Raw genomic sequence first — 14,998 nt, 5'->3', positions numbered from 1 at the left:
GCAACGCCGGGCGCGGACCGCGGCCGGTCGTGGGTGGGACCTTCAGGGCGAGCCCACCCACTCCTCGCTGCCGTCGGCGAACCACTGGTGCTTCCAGATCGGCACCTCGGCCTTGAGGGTGTCGATCAGGTCGCGCGAGGCGTCGAACGCCGTGCCGCGGTGGGCCGAGGTGGTGGCGACCACCACGGCCAGGTCGCCGATCGCGAGCCGGCCGGTGCGGTGCACGGCCGCGACCTGCACGTCGTGGCGCTCGGCCACCCGGGTCGCGACCTCGGTGAGCCGCGCCAGCGCGCTGGGGTGGGCGCTGTAGTCGAGCCCCGAGACCCCCTTGCCGCCGTCGTGGTCGCGCACCCGGCCGACGAAGATCGTGAGCCCACCGGCGGCGTCGTCGTCGAGCGCCGCGACCACCTCGGTCACGTCGAGCGGCTGCTCGCGCAGCCCGACCAGGCGCACCCGGGGATCGGCGGCGGTGTCGTCCATGCGCCACACCGTAGGCGTGGCGCCCACGGCCGCGCACCTGCGGTGCCTACCGTGGGTGGCATGGAGGTCCTGCTCTGGCTCGTGCCGCCCGCCGTGGTGACGGCGGTCGCGGCGGCCTGGGCGGGCTGGGCCGGACGCGCCGCCCGCGCCGAGGTCGACCGCGACGAGGCGCTGCGCCGGGTCGGTGCCGCGCTGGCCCGCGACCGCACCGTGCGGCGTACGTCGGCCGGCGAGCCGCAGCCCCGGTCGACCGGGGTCGCGGCGGAGCGCACGGTCCCCACTCCGGTGCCCCGGCCGGAGCCGGCGTGCGAGGCCCCGGCCACCCCCGTGGTCGAGCAGGTCGAGGGCGAGGAGGCCCCGCGCCGGCGTGCGTCCTGAGCCCTCGTCCGCCGTCTTGGGCAGGAATGAGAGGGTGACGCCATGAGTCAGCGCGTGCTCGCCGCCGTCGTGGCGGTGCCGCTCTTCGTCGCGCTGCTCGTGCTGACCCTGCTGGTCCCGATGCCCTACGTCACCTACTCGCCCGGCCCCACCGTCGACGTGCTGGCCGAGAGCGACGGCCGCGAGATCATCCAGGTCGACGGCCACCGCACCTACCGCGACGACGGCCAGCTGCGGATGACGACCGTCTCGGTGACCCGGCGCGACACCGAGCTCGGGCTGTGGCCGCTGCTCACCAGCTGGGCCAGCGGCTCCGACGCCGTCTACCCGCGGTCCGCGGTCTACCAGGAGGGCCGCACCCAGGACGACGACGAGGCCGAGGGCCAGGTGCAGATGGTCTACAGCCAGGACACCGCGACCGCGGTGGCCCTGCGCGAGCTCGGCATCGACTTCGACCCGGCGATCGAGGTGTTGCAGGTGCAGCCCAAGAGCCCGGCCGACGGTCGGCTCGCCGTGCGCGACCTCCTGCTGGAGGTCGACGGCCGCAAGCTCACCGATGCCGACCAGCTGGTCGAGGCGGTGCAGGCCGCCCCCGAGGGTGGCACGGTGGAGTTCACCCTGCTGCGCGACGGGAAGCGCGAGAGCGTCGAGGTCGAGCCCGCCGTGATCGACGGCGAGCGGCGGATCGGCATCCAGCTGGGCCAGGGCTACGTGTTCCCGTTCCGGGTCAACGTCAACATCGACCCGTCGATCGGCGGCCCGAGCGCCGGGCTGATGTTCTCGCTCTCGATCTATGACACCCTGACCCCCGGCTCGCTGACCGGCGGCGCCACCGTCGCCGGCACCGGCGAGATCGCGGCCGACGGCACCGTGGGCCCGATCGGCGGCATCCAGCAGAAGATCGTCGCCGCCCGCGAGGCCGGCGCCGAGCTGTTCCTGGTGCCGGCCGACAACTGCCGCGACGTCGAGGGTGCAGACAACGGCGACATGCGGCTGGTCCGCGCCACCACCATGCACGCCGCCCGGGAGGCCGTCGAGGCGTGGGTCGACGACCCCGACGCCCGGCTGCCGAGCTGCGGGAAGGCCGGCTCGTGACCTCCGAGCACGACGACGACCCCGACCTGGTGCTCGACCCCCAGGTCGCCGACGAGCTCGACGCCGACCCCGCGCTGGCCGCGGCGGTGCTCGAGATCGAGGGTCACGTCGCCGAGGCCGGCTGGGACCAGGGCAGCCGCCTGTTCGCCTTGGTCGACACCGCGGAGCTGCTCGCCCGCGAGCCGGCGCTGGGCCGGGCGATGGGGCTCGACGACGCCTCGGCCGAGGGGTCGCTGACCCCGGTGGAGCAGGACCGGCTGCCCGAGCAGCAGCTCGAGCGGGTGCTCGAGGGCATCGTCTGGCCCGCCGACGTGACCGGGTGTGCCGCGGTGGTCGAGCGGCTGGTGCTCCCGCCGGACGTCGACGGGCAGGTGCCCGAGGAGCCGGCCGCGGCCGAGGAGTTCGCCCGCGAGCACCCGGACCGACAGGAGGTCAGGATCGTCGCGGGGGTGACCCGCGCGGGCTCGTCGTACTGCGCGCTGCGGATGCGCTCCCACGACGATGCCCAGTCCGTGGTCACCGGCACCGACCTGGTGCCCGGCCTGCTGGCACTGTTGCGCACGACGCTGGAGGACGAGGAGAGCCCTCATGAGTGAGCTGTTCGACGACGACCCGAGGGACGAGGCGCCCGCGCGCTCCTCGCGCCGCTCCCGGGCCCTGATCATCACGGCCGGGGTGCTGGTGGTCGCGTTCTTCCTGCTGACGACGTTCGCGTCGTTCTACACCGACCGGCTGTGGTACTCCGCGACCGGCTACGCCTCGGTGTTCAACACGCTCTTCTGGACCCGCGTCCTGCTGTTCCTCGTCTTCGGCGTGCTGATGGGCGTGGTGGTCTCGGCCAACATCGTCATCGCCTACCGGCTGCGCCCGCTCTTCCACCCGCAGTCGCCCGAGCAGAGCGGTCTGGACCGCTACCGCGAGGCGGTCACCCCGGTGCGGACCTGGCTGGTGGTGGGCATCGGCCTGCTGCTCGCCGTCTTCGCGGGCACCTCCGGCACGGGGGAGTGGCGCAACTTCCTGCTGTGGCGCAACGGAGTCGACTTCGGCCAGGACGACCAGCACTTCGGCCGCGACATCGGGTTCTTCGTCTTCGACCTGCCGTGGTTCCACTACCTCGTCGACTTCACGATGGCGCTGGCGGTCATCTCGCTGATCGCCGCCGCGCTCGTGCACTACCTCTACGGCGGCATCCGGCTCCAGTCGCCTGGCGACCGGCTCTCCGGCGCGGCCCAGGCGCAGCTCTCGGTGCTGCTCGGCGTCTTCGTGCTCGCCAAGGCCGTCGACTACTGGCTCGACCGCTTCGACCTGGCCAGCCAGTCGGGCTCGCTCATCGACGGCATCAAGTTCACCGACGACAACGCCGTGCTGCCGGCCAAGAACATCCTGATGGGCATCGCGCTCATCTGCGCGGTGCTGTTCTTCCTCAACGTCTGGCGGCGCACCTGGCTGCTGTCCTCCATGGGCCTGGCGCTGCTCGCCCTGTCCGCAGTGCTGCTCGGCCTGATCTGGCCGGCCATCGTGCAGAGCGTGCAGGTGCGGCCGTCGGAGGCCGACAAGGAGGAGCCCTACATCGCCAAGAACATCGAGGCGACCAGGCAGGCCTACGACCTCGAGGACGTCGAGGTCACGGAGTTCAGCCCCGACCGCACCGATCCCGAGAACACCCCGGCCCTGCAGACCAAGCTGTCGTCGGTGCCGCTGGTCGACCCGCAGCTGGTGCGGCGTACGTTCGAGCAGAACCAGCAGCTCAAGAGCTACTACACCGTGGCCGACGTGCTCGACGTCGACCACTACGAGATCGGCGGCAACGACCGCGCGCTGGTGCTCGGCGTCCGCGAGCTCAACCAGTCGGGCATCCCCGACGCCGACCGCAACTGGTCGAACCTCCACACCGTCTACACCCACGGCAACGGCATCATCGCCGCGTTCGCCAACCAGCGGAACGCCGAGAACAGCGCCACCAGCACCGCCGGCGGCGGCACCGAGGACGACCGCACCCAGTGGGCCGAGGGCAACGGCGCCAACGAGAACGACCTCGGCGAGGCGGTGGGCTCCTACGAGAGCCGGATCTACTACGGCGAGGGCAGCCCCGACTACTCGGTGGTCGGCAAGGCCGACGCCGACAGCCGCGACGTCGAGCTCGACCTGGGTCGCACCCCCATCGACACCGAGGGCGGCGACGACGACTCCACCGAGGACACCGAGGCGACGACGTTCGACGGCGACGGCGGTGTCGAGGTCGGCTCGACGTTCCGCAAGCTCCTCTACGCCATCCGCTTCGGTGAGCCGAACTTCCTGCTCTCGGGGCGGGTCAACGACAACAGCCAGGTGCTCTACCACCGCACGCCGCGCGAGCGCGTGGAGAAGGTGGCGCCGTGGCTCTCGATCGACAGCGACGCCTACCCGGTGATCGTCGACGGCCGGATCCAGTGGGTGCTCGACGGCTACACGACCACCGACCGCTACCCCGGCGCCGAGCGCGAGTCGTTCGAGACGATGACCGACGACGCCCTGCAGGACGAGACCGGCCTGCGCACGCTGCCGACCGACGAGATCAACTACATGCGCAACGCGGTCAAGGCGACCGTCGACGCCTACGACGGCAGCGTGAAGATCTACGCCTGGGACGAGGAGGACCCCCTCCTCCAGGCCTGGCGCAGCGCGTTCCCAGACGTCGTCGAGCCACGCTCCGAGATCCCCGACGAGCTGCTGGAGCACCTGCGCTACCCCGAGGACCTGTTCAAGGTGCAGCGCTACCAGTACGCCCGCTACCACGTCACCGACGCCGAGGACTTCTACGCCGCCAACAACCGGTGGGAGGTGCCGGTCGACCCCAACTCCGAGGACCACCTGCAGCCGCCCTACCGGATGTTCGTCGACCAGGACGGCACCGAGACGTGGTCGCTGACCTCGACGTTCGTGCCCTACCGCCGCAACAACCTGGCGGCGTACGTCTCCGTCGACAGCGACGCCACCCAGGACTCCTACGGCACCATGCGGGTGCTCGAGGTCTCCGGCGAGCAGATCGAGGGCCCCGGCCAGGTGGCCAACACGCTCACCGCCGACACCGACGTCACCGAGCGGCTGGCGCCGTTCCGGCTCAACGGCCGGGTCACCTACGGCAACCTGCTCACGATCCCGATCGACGACCGCCTGATGTACGTCGAGCCGGTCTACGCCAGCCGGTCGACCACCGACTCGGCGTACCCGATCCTGCGCTACGTGCTGGTGTCGTTCAACGACAAGGTCGGCATCGGCACCACGCTGGTGGAGGCGATCGGCGACGCGATCGGCGAGGACATCAGCGAGCCGGACCCGCAGCCGGAGCCGGGGGGCGAGCCCGATCCCGGCGGCGAGCCCGAGCCCGAGCCGGGCACGCCGGAGCAGCGGATCCGCGACCTGCTCAACGAGGCCCAGGAGCACTTCGACGAGGCCGACGCGGCGCTCGCCGAGGGCGACCTGGCCGGCTACCAGGCCGCGATCGAGGACGCCGAGGCCGCGCTGGCGGAGGCCCTCGACCTCGCAGACGCCCGCGACGGCGGCGGCGAGAGCGGCGACGGTGCGGCCGCGGAGCCCACGGACGCCGCCCGTCCCGAGGGGGAGTGACCCGCTAGAGCACCAAGCACGTCGTGACGGCGTGGGCCACCACGCGGTCGGCGGTGTCGGTGATCCGCGCCTCGGCGGTCGCCGTACGTCGTCCGGCCGCGACCACGTCGGCGCGGCAGGTGAGCAGCCCGCTCGCGAGCGTGGCCGCGCGGGTGAACTTCACGGTGAGGTCGAGCGAGGTGTAGCCCGTCCCGGCCGGCAGCTTCGTGTGCACCGCGCAGCCGAGCGCGGTGTCGGCCAGCGTGGACAGGATGCCGCCGTGCACCGAGCCGAGAGGGTTGTAGTGCCACTCCTGCGGTTCGAGGCCGAAGAGCGCCCACCCGGGGCCGGCGTCGAGGGCCAACAGGCCGGTCGTCTCCGCGGCCGGAGGTGGGGGCAGCTCGCCGCTGCGGATGGCGTGGATCATCTCAAGCCCGCTGAGCTCGCGCGCCCGGGCCGCCAGCGACACCGGGTCGGTCCACGCGTAGGTGCGCTCCCGGGTCACGACCGGGCGCCGGCCAGCTGGGGGTAGAGCGCCTCCAGCGGCCCCGCGAGGCCCTGCTTGACCTGCCGGCTCACGTCGTCGGCGAGGATCTCGTGCTCCCCGGCCTCGATGCCGTCGTAGGCGGTGCGCACGACGTCGGCCGGGTCGATCTTCGCGACGTCGAGGTGCTGGGTCATCGGGGTGTCGGCGTACCCGAGGTGCAGCGCCGCCACGTGCACCCCGTCGCCGGCCAGCCGGAGCCGCTGGGTGTTGGTCGCCGACCACAGCGCCGCCTTGGTCGCGCTGTAGGCGTCGCCGATGCCGAGCCAGCTCAGCACCGAGAGCACGTTGAGCAGCGTCCCCCTGCTCTGCCGCAGCGCCGGCGTGAACGCGTTGGCCACCTCCAGCGCGCCCCAGAAGTTGGTCTCGAACAGCGCCCGCGAGTCATCCAGGTCGCCCAGCACGCTCGCCCCGGTCGCGGCACCCGCGTTGTTGACCACGACGCTCACGTCGGTCGCGACCCGCGCCGCCTCCGCCACCGACGCCGCGTCCGTCACGTCGAGCCGCAGCGGCACCACCCGCTCGTCGCCCCACTCCCGCGGGTTCCGCGCGGCGGCGTACACCTTGGTCGCACCGCGCTCGAGCGCCTGGTGGACGAAGTGGGTGCCGAGGCCGCCGTTGGCGCCGGTCACCAGGACCGTGGATCGGGCGAGCTGGGTCATGTCTGTTCCTCTCGGGAGGCGGCCGCACGCAGCCGCGGACTCTGGCTAGGGAAAGCCAAAGCCAGACTCTAGACCTCTGGCTACGGAGATCCAAAGTCAGGTGTTCATCGTCACGGCCCCCGAGTTGGTGGGCCGCTGGGGGATCGGCTACTGTGGTGTCACCGACGCGGGGTGGAGCAGCTCGGTAGCTCGCTGGGCTCATAACCCAGAGGTCGCAGGTTCAAATCCTGCCCCCGCTACGAAGAAAGTCCAGGTCAGCCCATGGTTGACCTGGACTTTCGCTTTGGGGGCGGGATGCGATCCCATCGTTTACCCATCACATTGACAGGTGCGCAGCGCCGCCCAGCCGGACGGCAGCACCGTTGCTTCCGGTCGCTTCGGGCTTGCTCGGCAGCGGTCGCCCACCTACTCGGCATGAGTACGACGAAGCTGGGGCTCGAGCCCCTGATCGGGGTCGAGGAGCTCGCCGAGTACCTCGGCGTCCCAGTGCAGACCATCTACGACTGGCGGCTGTCCGGCCGGGCGCCGCGGGCCTTCAAGCTCGGCAAGCACCTGCGGTTCGCGGTCAGCGACGTGCAGCAGTGGCTTGAGGAGCACCAGGAGGCCGACCATGAGTAGGCCGCGGATCCCGATCGGCGGGTACGGCGAGATCGCCTTCATCGCCCGCGGCAGGGGCAAGGTCGAGGCGCGCACTCGTTTCTGGGACTGGGACGGCAGGACCCGCCTCGTCCAGGCGACCGCGTCGTCGCGGCCGGCAGCCGAGGTGGCCCTGAAGAAGAAGCTCACGCAACGCAACGCCTTCCAGCCCGTCGACACGACACTGACGCCGGACAGCCCGTTCCCGGCGCTCGTCGACTACTGGCTGGCCGACCTCGACCTCGAAGGCCGGATCGCACCGGCGACACGGTTCAACTACGAGGCGACATGCGTCGTCTGGTGCTGCCGGCGTTCCAGGGCTTCACCCTGCGCGAGATCGGGGTCGCCCGCTGCGATGCCTTGCTCAAGCAACTCGGCAACAGTTCGTACTCGTCGGCCAAGCGCGTTCGGACGGTGCTGCGGCAGTCGTTCGCGCTCGCGGTCAAGCACGAGGTGCCCCCGCGCAACCCGATCGACAACGTCTCCCGCCTCCACAAGCCGAAGCGCACACCCACCGCCCTGACCGCGGCCGAGGTCAACGCCATCCGCGCGGTGATCAAGGCCTGGGAGTCCACAACAGGCACTTCCGCCCGAACCCCGACGGCCAGCTCGGCCAGATCGTCGAGGTCATGCTCGGCACCTGCGCCCGGATCGGCGAGGTGCTCGCCAACCGCCGCCGCGACCTGGACCTGACGACGACACCGGCGACCCTGAGGATCTGCGGCACGGTGATCTCCGAGCGCGGCAAGGGACCTATCGCCAGGAGCACCCCAAGACCGACCGGTCGAACCGGGTCATCGCGCTGTCGACCTTCACCGCCGAGGCCTTGCGTCGGCGGATGGCGATCATGCGGGACCACTCGCTCGACGCCCTGGTGTTCTGCAGCCGCGAGGGCACGCCGCTGACGACCGCGAACGTACGCCGGCAGCTCCGTAAGGTGCTCGGCGAGGCTGGCATCGAGGGCGTCACGCCGCACATGTTCCGCCGGACCGTCGCCACCGTGGTGAACGAGCAGGCAAGTCTCAACCTCGCCTCCGAGCTGCTCGGTCACACCGACCCGAAGGTGACTGTCGAGCACTACATCCGCCGCAACGAGCAGGTGAACCCGCTGACGGCCTTGCTCCTCGACCAGGCGTTCGCCCACAAGGACGACTAAATCGGTTCGTCGATGTCGGACCCCGTCCGTACGGTCAGGACCCGGTCGACCTGCTTGGGAAGGAATGACGATGGACGACCGGAATGAGGAGAGCCACGAGGCTCACGACGAGTCGAGCAGCTGGTTCGAGTGCGACGACGGCTGGGCCACCTTGATCGCCGAGTTCGAGGCGAAGCTCAAGGCGCTCTCGCCGGACTACACGGGTTAGCCAGGTCAAGGAGAAGTTCGGCGGCCTGCGCTCTACGCCAATCCCGGCGACGTCGACCAAGAGACCTCAAAGCGGTTCTACGACCTGATCCGCGAGGCCGAGGCCCAGTCCTACGAGACCTGCGAGTGCTGTGGGCGGCCTGGCCGGCTCGCGCGTCGAGGCGGGCGCGGCTGGTACCAATCGCTCTGCCCCACCTGCTCCGTGACGATGAACTTCGAGTTCGTCGGGAACGATGAGTGAGGTTGGCCGGTGAGCGTCATGGTGGAGGAGGAGAACTTGACGCTACCTATAACCGGGAGATATGTTCCGGTTATGCGTAGCGATGGGCCGGCCCTGATGCCGGTGTTCCGATCGCAGCATCAAGCCGAGCTGCTGATGTGGCTGCTGCTGCACCCTGAGCAGGAGTACGGCGTGACCGAGATGGCCGCGCGGCTTGGGGTGCCGCTCTCCACGCTGCACCGCGAGGTGATCCGCCTCGATCAGGCCGGCCTCATCAGGAGCCGCACCCAGGGGCGGAACCGGCTGATTCGCGCGAACGTGGACCACCCGGCGGCGAAGGCACTGACCCAACTCCTGGAGATCACCTTCGGTCCTCGGGCCGTGATCGCCGAGGAGTTCGCGATCGAGGGAGCCGAGCAGGTCGTGATCTTTGGCTCTTGGGCTGCCCGGTACGAGGGTCAGGCAGGTCCGCCACCGCACGACATCGACGTGCTCGTCGTGGGAAAGGTCGACCGTGCCGACCTCTACGACGCGGCAGACCGGGCGAACGCCCGGCTGGGGATCGAGGTCAACCCGGTGGTGCGCACGGCGAAGCAGTGGGCTGATCCGGCGGACGCGCTCGTCGCCCAGATCAAGGAGTCTGCGCACGTCACCGTCCTCGACTCGCGGGAGCAGGTGAGCTCCTGATGGCCCGCTGGACGCGCGGTGAGTCCGACGTCGAAGCGCTGCTCGCGGCGGGGGAGTTGCAGAAGCTGACCGGTGCCGCTGCCAACGGCGAGCAGCTCCTTGAGAAGGCGACCGTCACGTTGTCGACCGCGCGGTCAGCCGTCGAGACCGACCCCGACTCCGCGTTCGTCCTGGCCTACGACGCCGCACGTCAGGCACTGACCGCCCTGCTCGCTCACCAAGGGCTGCGGCCGACCACGAAGGGTGGGCACTACGCCGTCGAGCGCGCCGTCCGTGCGCAGTTCGGCCCGGGCTTCCGGCAGTTCGGCGCCCTACGCCGACGTCGCAACGAACTCGAGTATCCCGAGCGCCCCGGCGACGACGCCACGCACGAGGAGGCTGCCGAAGCGGTGGACAAGGCGCAGGCGATCATCACCGCGTCCCAAGGCCTCCTCGATCAGCTCGGTTTGTTCTGAAGGGCAGGTGATAGCGAGCCCGTACCCGCTCGCCCAGTTGCCGTGCGTCGATCTCACCGCGCACGAATCCGTCCTGGTCGGCGCGGGTGGCATCGCTGCTGCGGGAGCCCTCCAACTCGGATCACCGCCGAGCATCCTCGACGGCTCGCCTGCGCCGCTCGACATCGACCGCGTCCTGTCCGGTCACGACTCCGCCTCCATGCTGCTGTGGCTCACGGGAGCCCAGCTCGATCGAACTCCTGCTGGAGTCGCGGACGCCGTCGGTGGGTCTCTCGAAGCTCGGCTACCAACTCATCGACCCCGTCGGCGCGCTCGGATCCCCCAGCGAGCTTCCGCATCTTCGCGAGCCGCCGAGCGGCCAGCCGGTAATGCTGCGCCCCTGCCTCCACCAGCTCGTTCTCGACCAGGCGCTGGTGGATCGGCAGCACGGCGAGCGGGTCGACCTTCTCGTACTCCTTCACCAGCTCGCTCCACGTGTGGTCGCTGTCGAGCGCGAGCGAGTGCGCGAGGCTCCAGGCGAACTCGGGCTCCTTCAGCGTGAGGAGCGCGAAGAGCACTGCGTCGCTCGGGCTCGCGGCGAGCGTCGCCATAACCTCGTCCCGATAGTCGGGCCACGCCCTGCCGGCGGCCTTGCGCAGCCGCGCCGCCGATGTCGAAGACGGCCACTTGCGGAACACCGAGAGCCGTGCCTCCAGCGCTTCGTCCGGCCGGTGGGCGTCCAACAGGCCGCACCAGTAGTCCGCCGCCTTGCGGGACTGGTGGCCGTGGTCGAAGTCGGTCGCCTGCTTCGCCCATTCGATGGCGAGGTCGATCTCCCCGATCTCCTCGAACGCCTCGGCAGTGTCCTGCAGCCAAGCCGCGACCTTCCGGTCCTTGGCATGGGTGCGGATGATCGCGTCGATGTCGTGGTCGAGGACCGCGAGTCGCTGCGCGTTCCAGTCGAGCGTGAACCACGCGTGCGAGTGACCTGACGACCATCGCTCGTCCTCCGATGGGCGCGGCCCGAGCTTCGCCTCGAGCTCCGCCAGGCCCTTCCGGTAGGCGGCCATGCCGACGTCGCCGAGCGCCGGCGCATAGGCCACCGGGTCGAGCTCGAAGTAATCGACCTCGTCGTCGTCGAACTGGAACTTCATCATCCAGTCGATCAGCTTGCCGACCGGCGTCCTAGCTGAAGCCGCTGCGCGCGGGTGGAGCTCGAGCAGCCGGCGGCAGGCGTCGCCAATGATCCCGGCGGAGTCATCCGCACGCGCGATCACCTTCAGCGACGAGGCGAGGGCCTTGTGTGTGACCGTGTAGATCTTGGCCGGGTCCGTCGTCGGGATAGCCGCTTCGAGGATGTCGATCGCCTCGTGCATGTCCTGGCCGTGCGCGTTGGCCGCGCTGTAGCGGTAGAGGTCCGAACGAGTGCGGATGAGCGGGAGTACGGCGTCGGCCAGCGAGATCACCCGCTCATTCTTCACACTTCGGGCCCCACCTCCGTCACCCTCGTCACGCCCGCCCGACCTGCCCTCTGGTCACCCCTGCCCGCCCTCCACCGCCTTGCTTCCGCCCGCCATAGCCTTGTACGACGCCGGTCCGCGGGTCCGCGGGTCCGCGCGGTCGCGCTGCGTGGTGTCGCGGCTTGGGGCGGGCGGGACGAAGCGATCTCGCAGGTGGCGCCGCTTTTGACGGACCCGAGCAGCCGGGTGTCGGCTGCCGCCGCTCGCGTGCTCGCTCGCACCGGCGCCTCCGCGGCGGTCGCCGATGAGGCATGGTCCTCGCACTTGCCTAGCAGTCGGCGCGCAGCGTGGTACCTGACACGATCAAGCGGGGGATGGGACGCAGTTGAGTCCGATCTGCGGCTGGCCACCGATCCGGATGCAGAGCCCGCAGGCCTGGGTAGGGCTCAGGTCAACAACTGGCTGACCACCCGAGCCGCGACGACCTGGCAGCCACTCCCGGACGGCCAACGATCACGAATCGCCGCGCTCATAGACACGTGGGACGTGTCCACCGACCTCAAACGAAACCTCGCCTTCCACGCGGGAATCCGACCGCTCCCGGGCGAGGAGGGCCGTGCGGATCAAGGCGCGGAGGTCTCTCCCCTGAGACCCAGGCGATGGCGTCTATGGCCGATGTCTGACAGGTGATCGACCGGGTGACGAGTCGCGCCGAGACCCAGGACCACTTCCAATGCCGGCGCTGGGCATCGATCGATCGACCTCGCCTCGCTCGACCGCCAGGACACTCGCTCGCTCGCGGTCCCGCAGGGCAAGGCTCGGGTTGCCGGTGCTCGCGATCTCGAAGCCCTGGTAGGCGAGCCGAAGTGCTTGACTGCCGTACTTCACGTCCCAGCCGTACTGCCGATCAGCCAGGGGCGTTAGGGACGTGGCGCTTCGAGTGGCCGAGCATCCGCTCGTGCTGCAAGCGCATGTACCCGAGGAATCGCTCGACCGGCAGGCGTGACCTGAACGCCGACCGCAGTTCGCGCAGCTCCTCCCGAGCGGGGTCACAACCAGCGACTCCGCGGGCGAGAACAGCGGCAGCATGACCGCAGGCCGTCCACAACCAGTTGGTTGACAACGGGAACTCTCGGGCTTAGCGTTGTAGTCAACCAACTGGTTTAGGAAGTGGACAGTGCCCGACCAGCTCTCGCAGGTCTTCGCCGCCCTGGCTGACCCGACGCGACGCGACATCGTCGCCCGGCTGACCCTCGCCGACGCCACGGTCGGCGAGCTGGCCGAGCCGTACGACGTCAGCACCCAGGCGGTGTCGAAGCACCTGAAGGTGCTCGAAGCCGCCGGCCTGGTCAGTCGGTCACGTGAGGCACAAAGGCGCCCCGTCCACCTCGAGGCGGAGGTGTTCGACCTGATGACGGCGTGGATCGAGCGCTACCGACGCCAGGCGGAGGAGCGCTACGCGCGACTCGACGCCCTGCTGACCGAGATGAACGTCGAGACCAGCACCGACACGACCCGAGACGGAGAAGCATCATGACGACAGCACCCGAAGCCACGATCGAGGCCGACGAGCGCGTTCCGATCATCCGCACCACGCGCGACTTCCGCGCGACCCCCGAGCAGCTGATGCGGGCCCACACAGACCCCGACCTGTACGCCCGATGGACCGGACCACAGGGCACCGAGACGAGGATCGATCACTGGGACGCCCGCACGGGCGGCAGCTGGCGCTTCGTCGCCCGCAGCGGCGGCGAGGAGCACGCCTTCCGCGGCTGCTTCCACGAGATCGGCGATCACCGCATCGTGCAGACGTTTACGTGGGAGGGCCAGCCCGAAGGAGTCTCGCTCGAGACCCTGACGTTCGAGGACCTCGGCGACGGACGCACCCGGTTGCACGCGCAATCGCTCGTGCAGAGCTTCGAGGAGCGGGACGCCTGGCTGCGCAGCGGCATGGAGGTCGGCGTCAACGACGGCTACGCCAAGCTCGACCGGCTCCTGGCCGACGGGACGGCTCGGTAGGACGCGGCGCGACCGTCACCGGGTCGAAGCCGGTGGAACGCCTCCTCGTCGGCGGCGAACTGCTCGAAGGTGCGGGCCGGTCGGCCGGTGACGCGCTCGACGACGTCGGTGACGGAGGCGAACAGGCCACGGCGGATCCGGTCGAAGGCGCCCTCGTCGTTCGCCCGGTCGAAGCCCTCCGAGCCGGCGAGCGCCTCCTCCAGGGGGATGTCGACGTGCCGGACGGGCCGGCCGAGGGCGCGCCCGAGGCGTGCGGCGGTCTCCGGCAGGGTCAGCGCCTCGGGGCCGGTGAGGTCGTAGGTCCGGCCGTGGTGGCCGGGTTCGGTCAGGGCGTGTGCGGCGACCGCGGCGATGTCGCGGGTGTCGATCCAGGCGACGGACCCCCCGGCGCTCGGGAAGCGGATCTCGCCTCGATCCACGACGTCCGCCAGGAAGAACCGGGGGTCGCTGAAGACCTGCATGAACCAGCCCGGGCGGAGGATCGTCCACGTCCGGCCGCTGTCGCGCACCGACCGCTCGGTGCGGGGCGGCCAGTCGTCGGGGGCGAAGTAGCGGGGGTCGAACTCGGAGAGCAGGACCACGTGCGTGCTCGCCGGGGTCAGGGAGAGCAGGTGGCCGATCAGCTCGGGTGCGTCGGCCCGGTCGGGGCGGACGACGAAGAGGGCGTCGAGGTCCTCGACGGCAGGCGCCCACGACCCCGGGTCGTCCCACGAGAAGGCCACGGGTTTCACCCCGTCCCGGTGGACGGCGGCGGGGTCGCTGGTGCCGCCGCGGACGACGACGCGCGGGTCGGCGGCGAGCAGGTCGACCAGGGGAGCGCCGGTCTTGGCGCGCATGCCGGTGACGAGGACGTGTCGCATCGGTGCGTTCTCCTGACGTGAGCCGTTTGCTTGATCGGATCAACTGGTGCACGGTAGGCACAACTACTTCATCGGATCAAGTATCGTCCGGGCCATGGTCGACCAGGTCGGATCGCTCGGACAGCAGATGTGGGACTTCGTCTACGCCTACGACGCGGCGTACGACCGCGCGGCCCGCGAGGTCGGGCTGAGCGCGGCGCAGGCCTGCCTGCTGAAGGCGGTCGCCGAGCGCCCGGTCACGATGGGCGAGCTCGCGAGCCGCCTGCTGTGCGACGCCTCGAACGTCACCCAGATCGTCACGCGGCTCGAGTCCAAGGGGCTGGTCCGCCGACAGCCGGGGGCCCGGGACGGGCGGTCCAAGGAGGTCGTCATCACTCCGGACGGCGCCGTGCTGGACGAGCGGATGCGCGTTGCGTTCACGTTTCCCGTCGAGCGGCTCGGCCTCCTGTCGTCCGACGCGCGCGATGCGCTGGGCTCGGCGCTCGACGTCATGCTGGGTCGGGACGGCTAGCCGCTCAGGATCCGTCGTACGTCGGGTCTTTTCTCTGTTCTCAGGATCGGCGGGCACCCTGAGC

General features: G+C 70.4%; 19 protein-coding genes and 1 tRNA gene. 14 read left to right on the top strand and 6 right to left on the bottom strand.

What is annotated here, in order from left to right; translation table 11 throughout:
• Positions 1-42: 42 nt before the first annotated feature.
• Positions 43-480, bottom strand: a complete 438-nt coding sequence (locus JT721_RS01465) for a molybdenum cofactor biosynthesis protein MoaE (RefSeq protein WP_205471110.1) — start codon at positions 478-480, stop codon at positions 43-45.
• A 60-nt stretch (positions 481-540) separates the two neighbouring features.
• Here JT721_RS01465 and JT721_RS01460 point away from each other — a divergent pair, with 60 nt between their 5' ends.
• The 4 genes from JT721_RS01460 to JT721_RS01445 are packed head-to-tail and all read left to right on the top strand — an operon-like array spanning position 541 to position 5,559.
• The gene (locus tag JT721_RS01460) at positions 541-858 is read left to right on the top strand and encodes a hypothetical protein (RefSeq protein WP_205471109.1); all 318 of its coding nucleotides are present in this window, start codon (positions 541-543) and stop codon (positions 856-858) included.
• Positions 859-900: 42 nt separating this feature from the next.
• On the top strand, positions 901-1,953 hold the full coding sequence (locus JT721_RS01455; protein WP_205471108.1) for a PDZ domain-containing protein: 1,053 nt from the start codon (positions 901-903) through the stop codon (positions 1,951-1,953).
• A complete protein-coding gene (locus JT721_RS01450) occupies positions 1,950-2,549 on the top strand; it encodes a PPA1309 family protein (protein WP_205471107.1) in 600 nt (199 codons plus the stop codon). Before JT721_RS01455 ends, JT721_RS01450 begins: the two co-directional genes overlap by 4 nt.
• On the top strand, positions 2,542-5,559 hold the full coding sequence (locus tag JT721_RS01445) for a UPF0182 family protein (protein WP_205471106.1): 3,018 nt from the start codon (positions 2,542-2,544) through the stop codon (positions 5,557-5,559). Before JT721_RS01450 ends, JT721_RS01445 begins: the two co-directional genes overlap by 8 nt.
• A gap of 4 nt (positions 5,560-5,563) precedes the next feature.
• Here the strand turns inward: JT721_RS01445 and JT721_RS01440 are convergent, their stop codons facing one another.
• On the bottom strand, positions 5,564-6,043 hold the full coding sequence (locus JT721_RS01440) for a PaaI family thioesterase (protein WP_205471105.1): 480 nt from the start codon (positions 6,041-6,043) through the stop codon (positions 5,564-5,566).
• Entirely contained in the window at positions 6,040-6,744 is a 705-nt protein-coding gene (locus JT721_RS01435; protein WP_205471104.1) for an SDR family oxidoreductase, read from the bottom strand. The genes JT721_RS01440 and JT721_RS01435 overlap by 4 nt, the downstream gene beginning before the upstream one ends.
• 165 nt (positions 6,745-6,909) lie before the next feature.
• Between JT721_RS01435 and JT721_RS01430 the strand changes: the two genes are divergently transcribed.
• From JT721_RS01430 to JT721_RS01400, 7 genes are all read left to right on the top strand, one after another.
• A tRNA-Met gene (locus tag JT721_RS01430) sits at positions 6,910-6,983 on the top strand.
• A 175-nt stretch (positions 6,984-7,158) separates the two neighbouring features.
• Positions 7,159-7,362, top strand: coding sequence for an AlpA family transcriptional regulator (locus JT721_RS01425; protein ID WP_205471103.1), 204 nt, complete (start codon positions 7,159-7,161; stop codon positions 7,360-7,362).
• A 306-nt stretch (positions 7,363-7,668) separates the two neighbouring features.
• A complete protein-coding gene (locus tag JT721_RS01420; protein ID WP_205471102.1) occupies positions 7,669-8,073 on the top strand; it encodes a hypothetical protein in 405 nt (134 codons plus the stop codon).
• On the top strand, positions 8,021-8,536 hold the full coding sequence (locus JT721_RS01415; protein ID WP_205471262.1) for a tyrosine-type recombinase/integrase: 516 nt from the start codon (positions 8,021-8,023) through the stop codon (positions 8,534-8,536). The genes JT721_RS01420 and JT721_RS01415 overlap by 53 nt, the downstream gene beginning before the upstream one ends.
• A gap of 70 nt (positions 8,537-8,606) precedes the next feature.
• Positions 8,607-8,744: a hypothetical protein gene (locus JT721_RS01410; protein ID WP_205471101.1), complete on the top strand. Its 138-nt coding sequence runs from the start codon at positions 8,607-8,609 to the stop codon at positions 8,742-8,744.
• Between the two features lie 258 nt (positions 8,745-9,002).
• A complete protein-coding gene (locus JT721_RS01405) occupies positions 9,003-9,650 on the top strand; it encodes a helix-turn-helix domain-containing protein (RefSeq protein WP_240339938.1) in 648 nt (215 codons plus the stop codon).
• A complete protein-coding gene (locus JT721_RS01400; protein ID WP_205471099.1) occupies positions 9,650-10,105 on the top strand; it encodes a HEPN domain-containing protein in 456 nt (151 codons plus the stop codon). The genes JT721_RS01405 and JT721_RS01400 overlap by 1 nt, the downstream gene beginning before the upstream one ends.
• Here JT721_RS01400 and JT721_RS01395 read toward each other — a convergent pair.
• Positions 10,062-10,220 (bottom strand): hypothetical protein, encoded by a 159-nt coding sequence (locus JT721_RS01395; protein WP_240339907.1) that lies wholly within the window; start codon positions 10,218-10,220, stop codon positions 10,062-10,064. The genes JT721_RS01400 and JT721_RS01395 overlap by 44 nt on opposite strands.
• 97 nt (positions 10,221-10,317) lie before the next feature.
• On the bottom strand, positions 10,318-11,550 hold the full coding sequence (locus JT721_RS01390) for a DUF6880 family protein (protein WP_307827807.1): 1,233 nt from the start codon (positions 11,548-11,550) through the stop codon (positions 10,318-10,320).
• Between the two features lie 1,171 nt (positions 11,551-12,721).
• On the opposite strand from JT721_RS01390, the gene JT721_RS01385 reads away from it, so the two are divergent.
• Complete coding sequence (locus tag JT721_RS01385) at positions 12,722-13,081, top strand: helix-turn-helix transcriptional regulator (RefSeq protein ID WP_205471097.1); 360 nt, start codon at positions 12,722-12,724, stop codon at positions 13,079-13,081.
• Positions 13,078-13,563, top strand: coding sequence for an SRPBCC family protein (locus tag JT721_RS01380; RefSeq protein WP_205471096.1), 486 nt, complete (start codon positions 13,078-13,080; stop codon positions 13,561-13,563). The genes JT721_RS01385 and JT721_RS01380 overlap by 4 nt, the downstream gene beginning before the upstream one ends.
• On the opposite strand, the gene JT721_RS01375 is transcribed toward JT721_RS01380, so the two are convergent.
• Positions 13,518-14,423 (bottom strand): hypothetical protein, encoded by a 906-nt coding sequence (locus JT721_RS01375; protein WP_205471095.1) that lies wholly within the window; start codon positions 14,421-14,423, stop codon positions 13,518-13,520. The genes JT721_RS01380 and JT721_RS01375 overlap by 46 nt on opposite strands.
• Positions 14,424-14,517: 94 nt before the next feature.
• On the opposite strand from JT721_RS01375, the gene JT721_RS01370 reads away from it, so the two are divergent.
• Positions 14,518-14,934, top strand: a complete 417-nt coding sequence (locus tag JT721_RS01370; RefSeq protein WP_205471094.1) for a MarR family winged helix-turn-helix transcriptional regulator — start codon at positions 14,518-14,520, stop codon at positions 14,932-14,934.
• Positions 14,935-14,998 lie beyond the last annotated feature (64 nt).

The sequence above is a fragment of the Nocardioides sp. SYSU D00038 genome, assembly GCF_016924665.1.
Classification (GTDB): Bacteria; Actinomycetota; Actinomycetes; order Propionibacteriales; family Nocardioidaceae; genus Nocardioides.
Note: the sequence above shows the minus strand (reverse complement) of the source record. Positions and strands in the feature narration are given on the sequence as shown.

Bases quoted from the DNA above. Each gene is read 5' to 3' on its own strand.
- JT721_RS01465 (WP_205471110.1), bottom strand. From the start codon at position 480: ATGGACGACACCGCCGCCGATCCCCGGGTGCGCCTGGTCGGGCTGCGC.
- JT721_RS01460 (WP_205471109.1), top strand. From the start codon at position 541: ATGGAGGTCCTGCTCTGGCTCGTGCCGCCCGCCGTGGTGACGGCGGTC.
- JT721_RS01455 (WP_205471108.1), top strand. From the start codon at position 901: ATGAGTCAGCGCGTGCTCGCCGCCGTCGTGGCGGTGCCGCTCTTCGTC.
- JT721_RS01445 (WP_205471106.1), top strand. From the start codon at position 2,542: ATGAGTGAGCTGTTCGACGACGACCCGAGGGACGAGGCGCCCGCGCGC.
- JT721_RS01435 (WP_205471104.1), bottom strand. From the start codon at position 6,744: ATGACCCAGCTCGCCCGATCCACGGTCCTGGTGACCGGCGCCAACGGC.
- JT721_RS01425 (WP_205471103.1), top strand. From the start codon at position 7,159: ATGAGTACGACGAAGCTGGGGCTCGAGCCCCTGATCGGGGTCGAGGAG.
- JT721_RS01420 (WP_205471102.1), top strand. From the start codon at position 7,669: ATGCGTCGTCTGGTGCTGCCGGCGTTCCAGGGCTTCACCCTGCGCGAG.
- JT721_RS01410 (WP_205471101.1), top strand. From the start codon at position 8,607: ATGGACGACCGGAATGAGGAGAGCCACGAGGCTCACGACGAGTCGAGC.
- JT721_RS01405 (WP_240339938.1), top strand. From the start codon at position 9,003: ATGGTGGAGGAGGAGAACTTGACGCTACCTATAACCGGGAGATATGTT.
- JT721_RS01400 (WP_205471099.1), top strand. From the start codon at position 9,650: ATGGCCCGCTGGACGCGCGGTGAGTCCGACGTCGAAGCGCTGCTCGCG.
- JT721_RS01380 (WP_205471096.1), top strand. From the start codon at position 13,078: ATGACGACAGCACCCGAAGCCACGATCGAGGCCGACGAGCGCGTTCCG.
- JT721_RS01375 (WP_205471095.1), bottom strand. From the start codon at position 14,423: ATGCGACACGTCCTCGTCACCGGCATGCGCGCCAAGACCGGCGCTCCC.
- JT721_RS01370 (WP_205471094.1), top strand. From the start codon at position 14,518: ATGGTCGACCAGGTCGGATCGCTCGGACAGCAGATGTGGGACTTCGTC.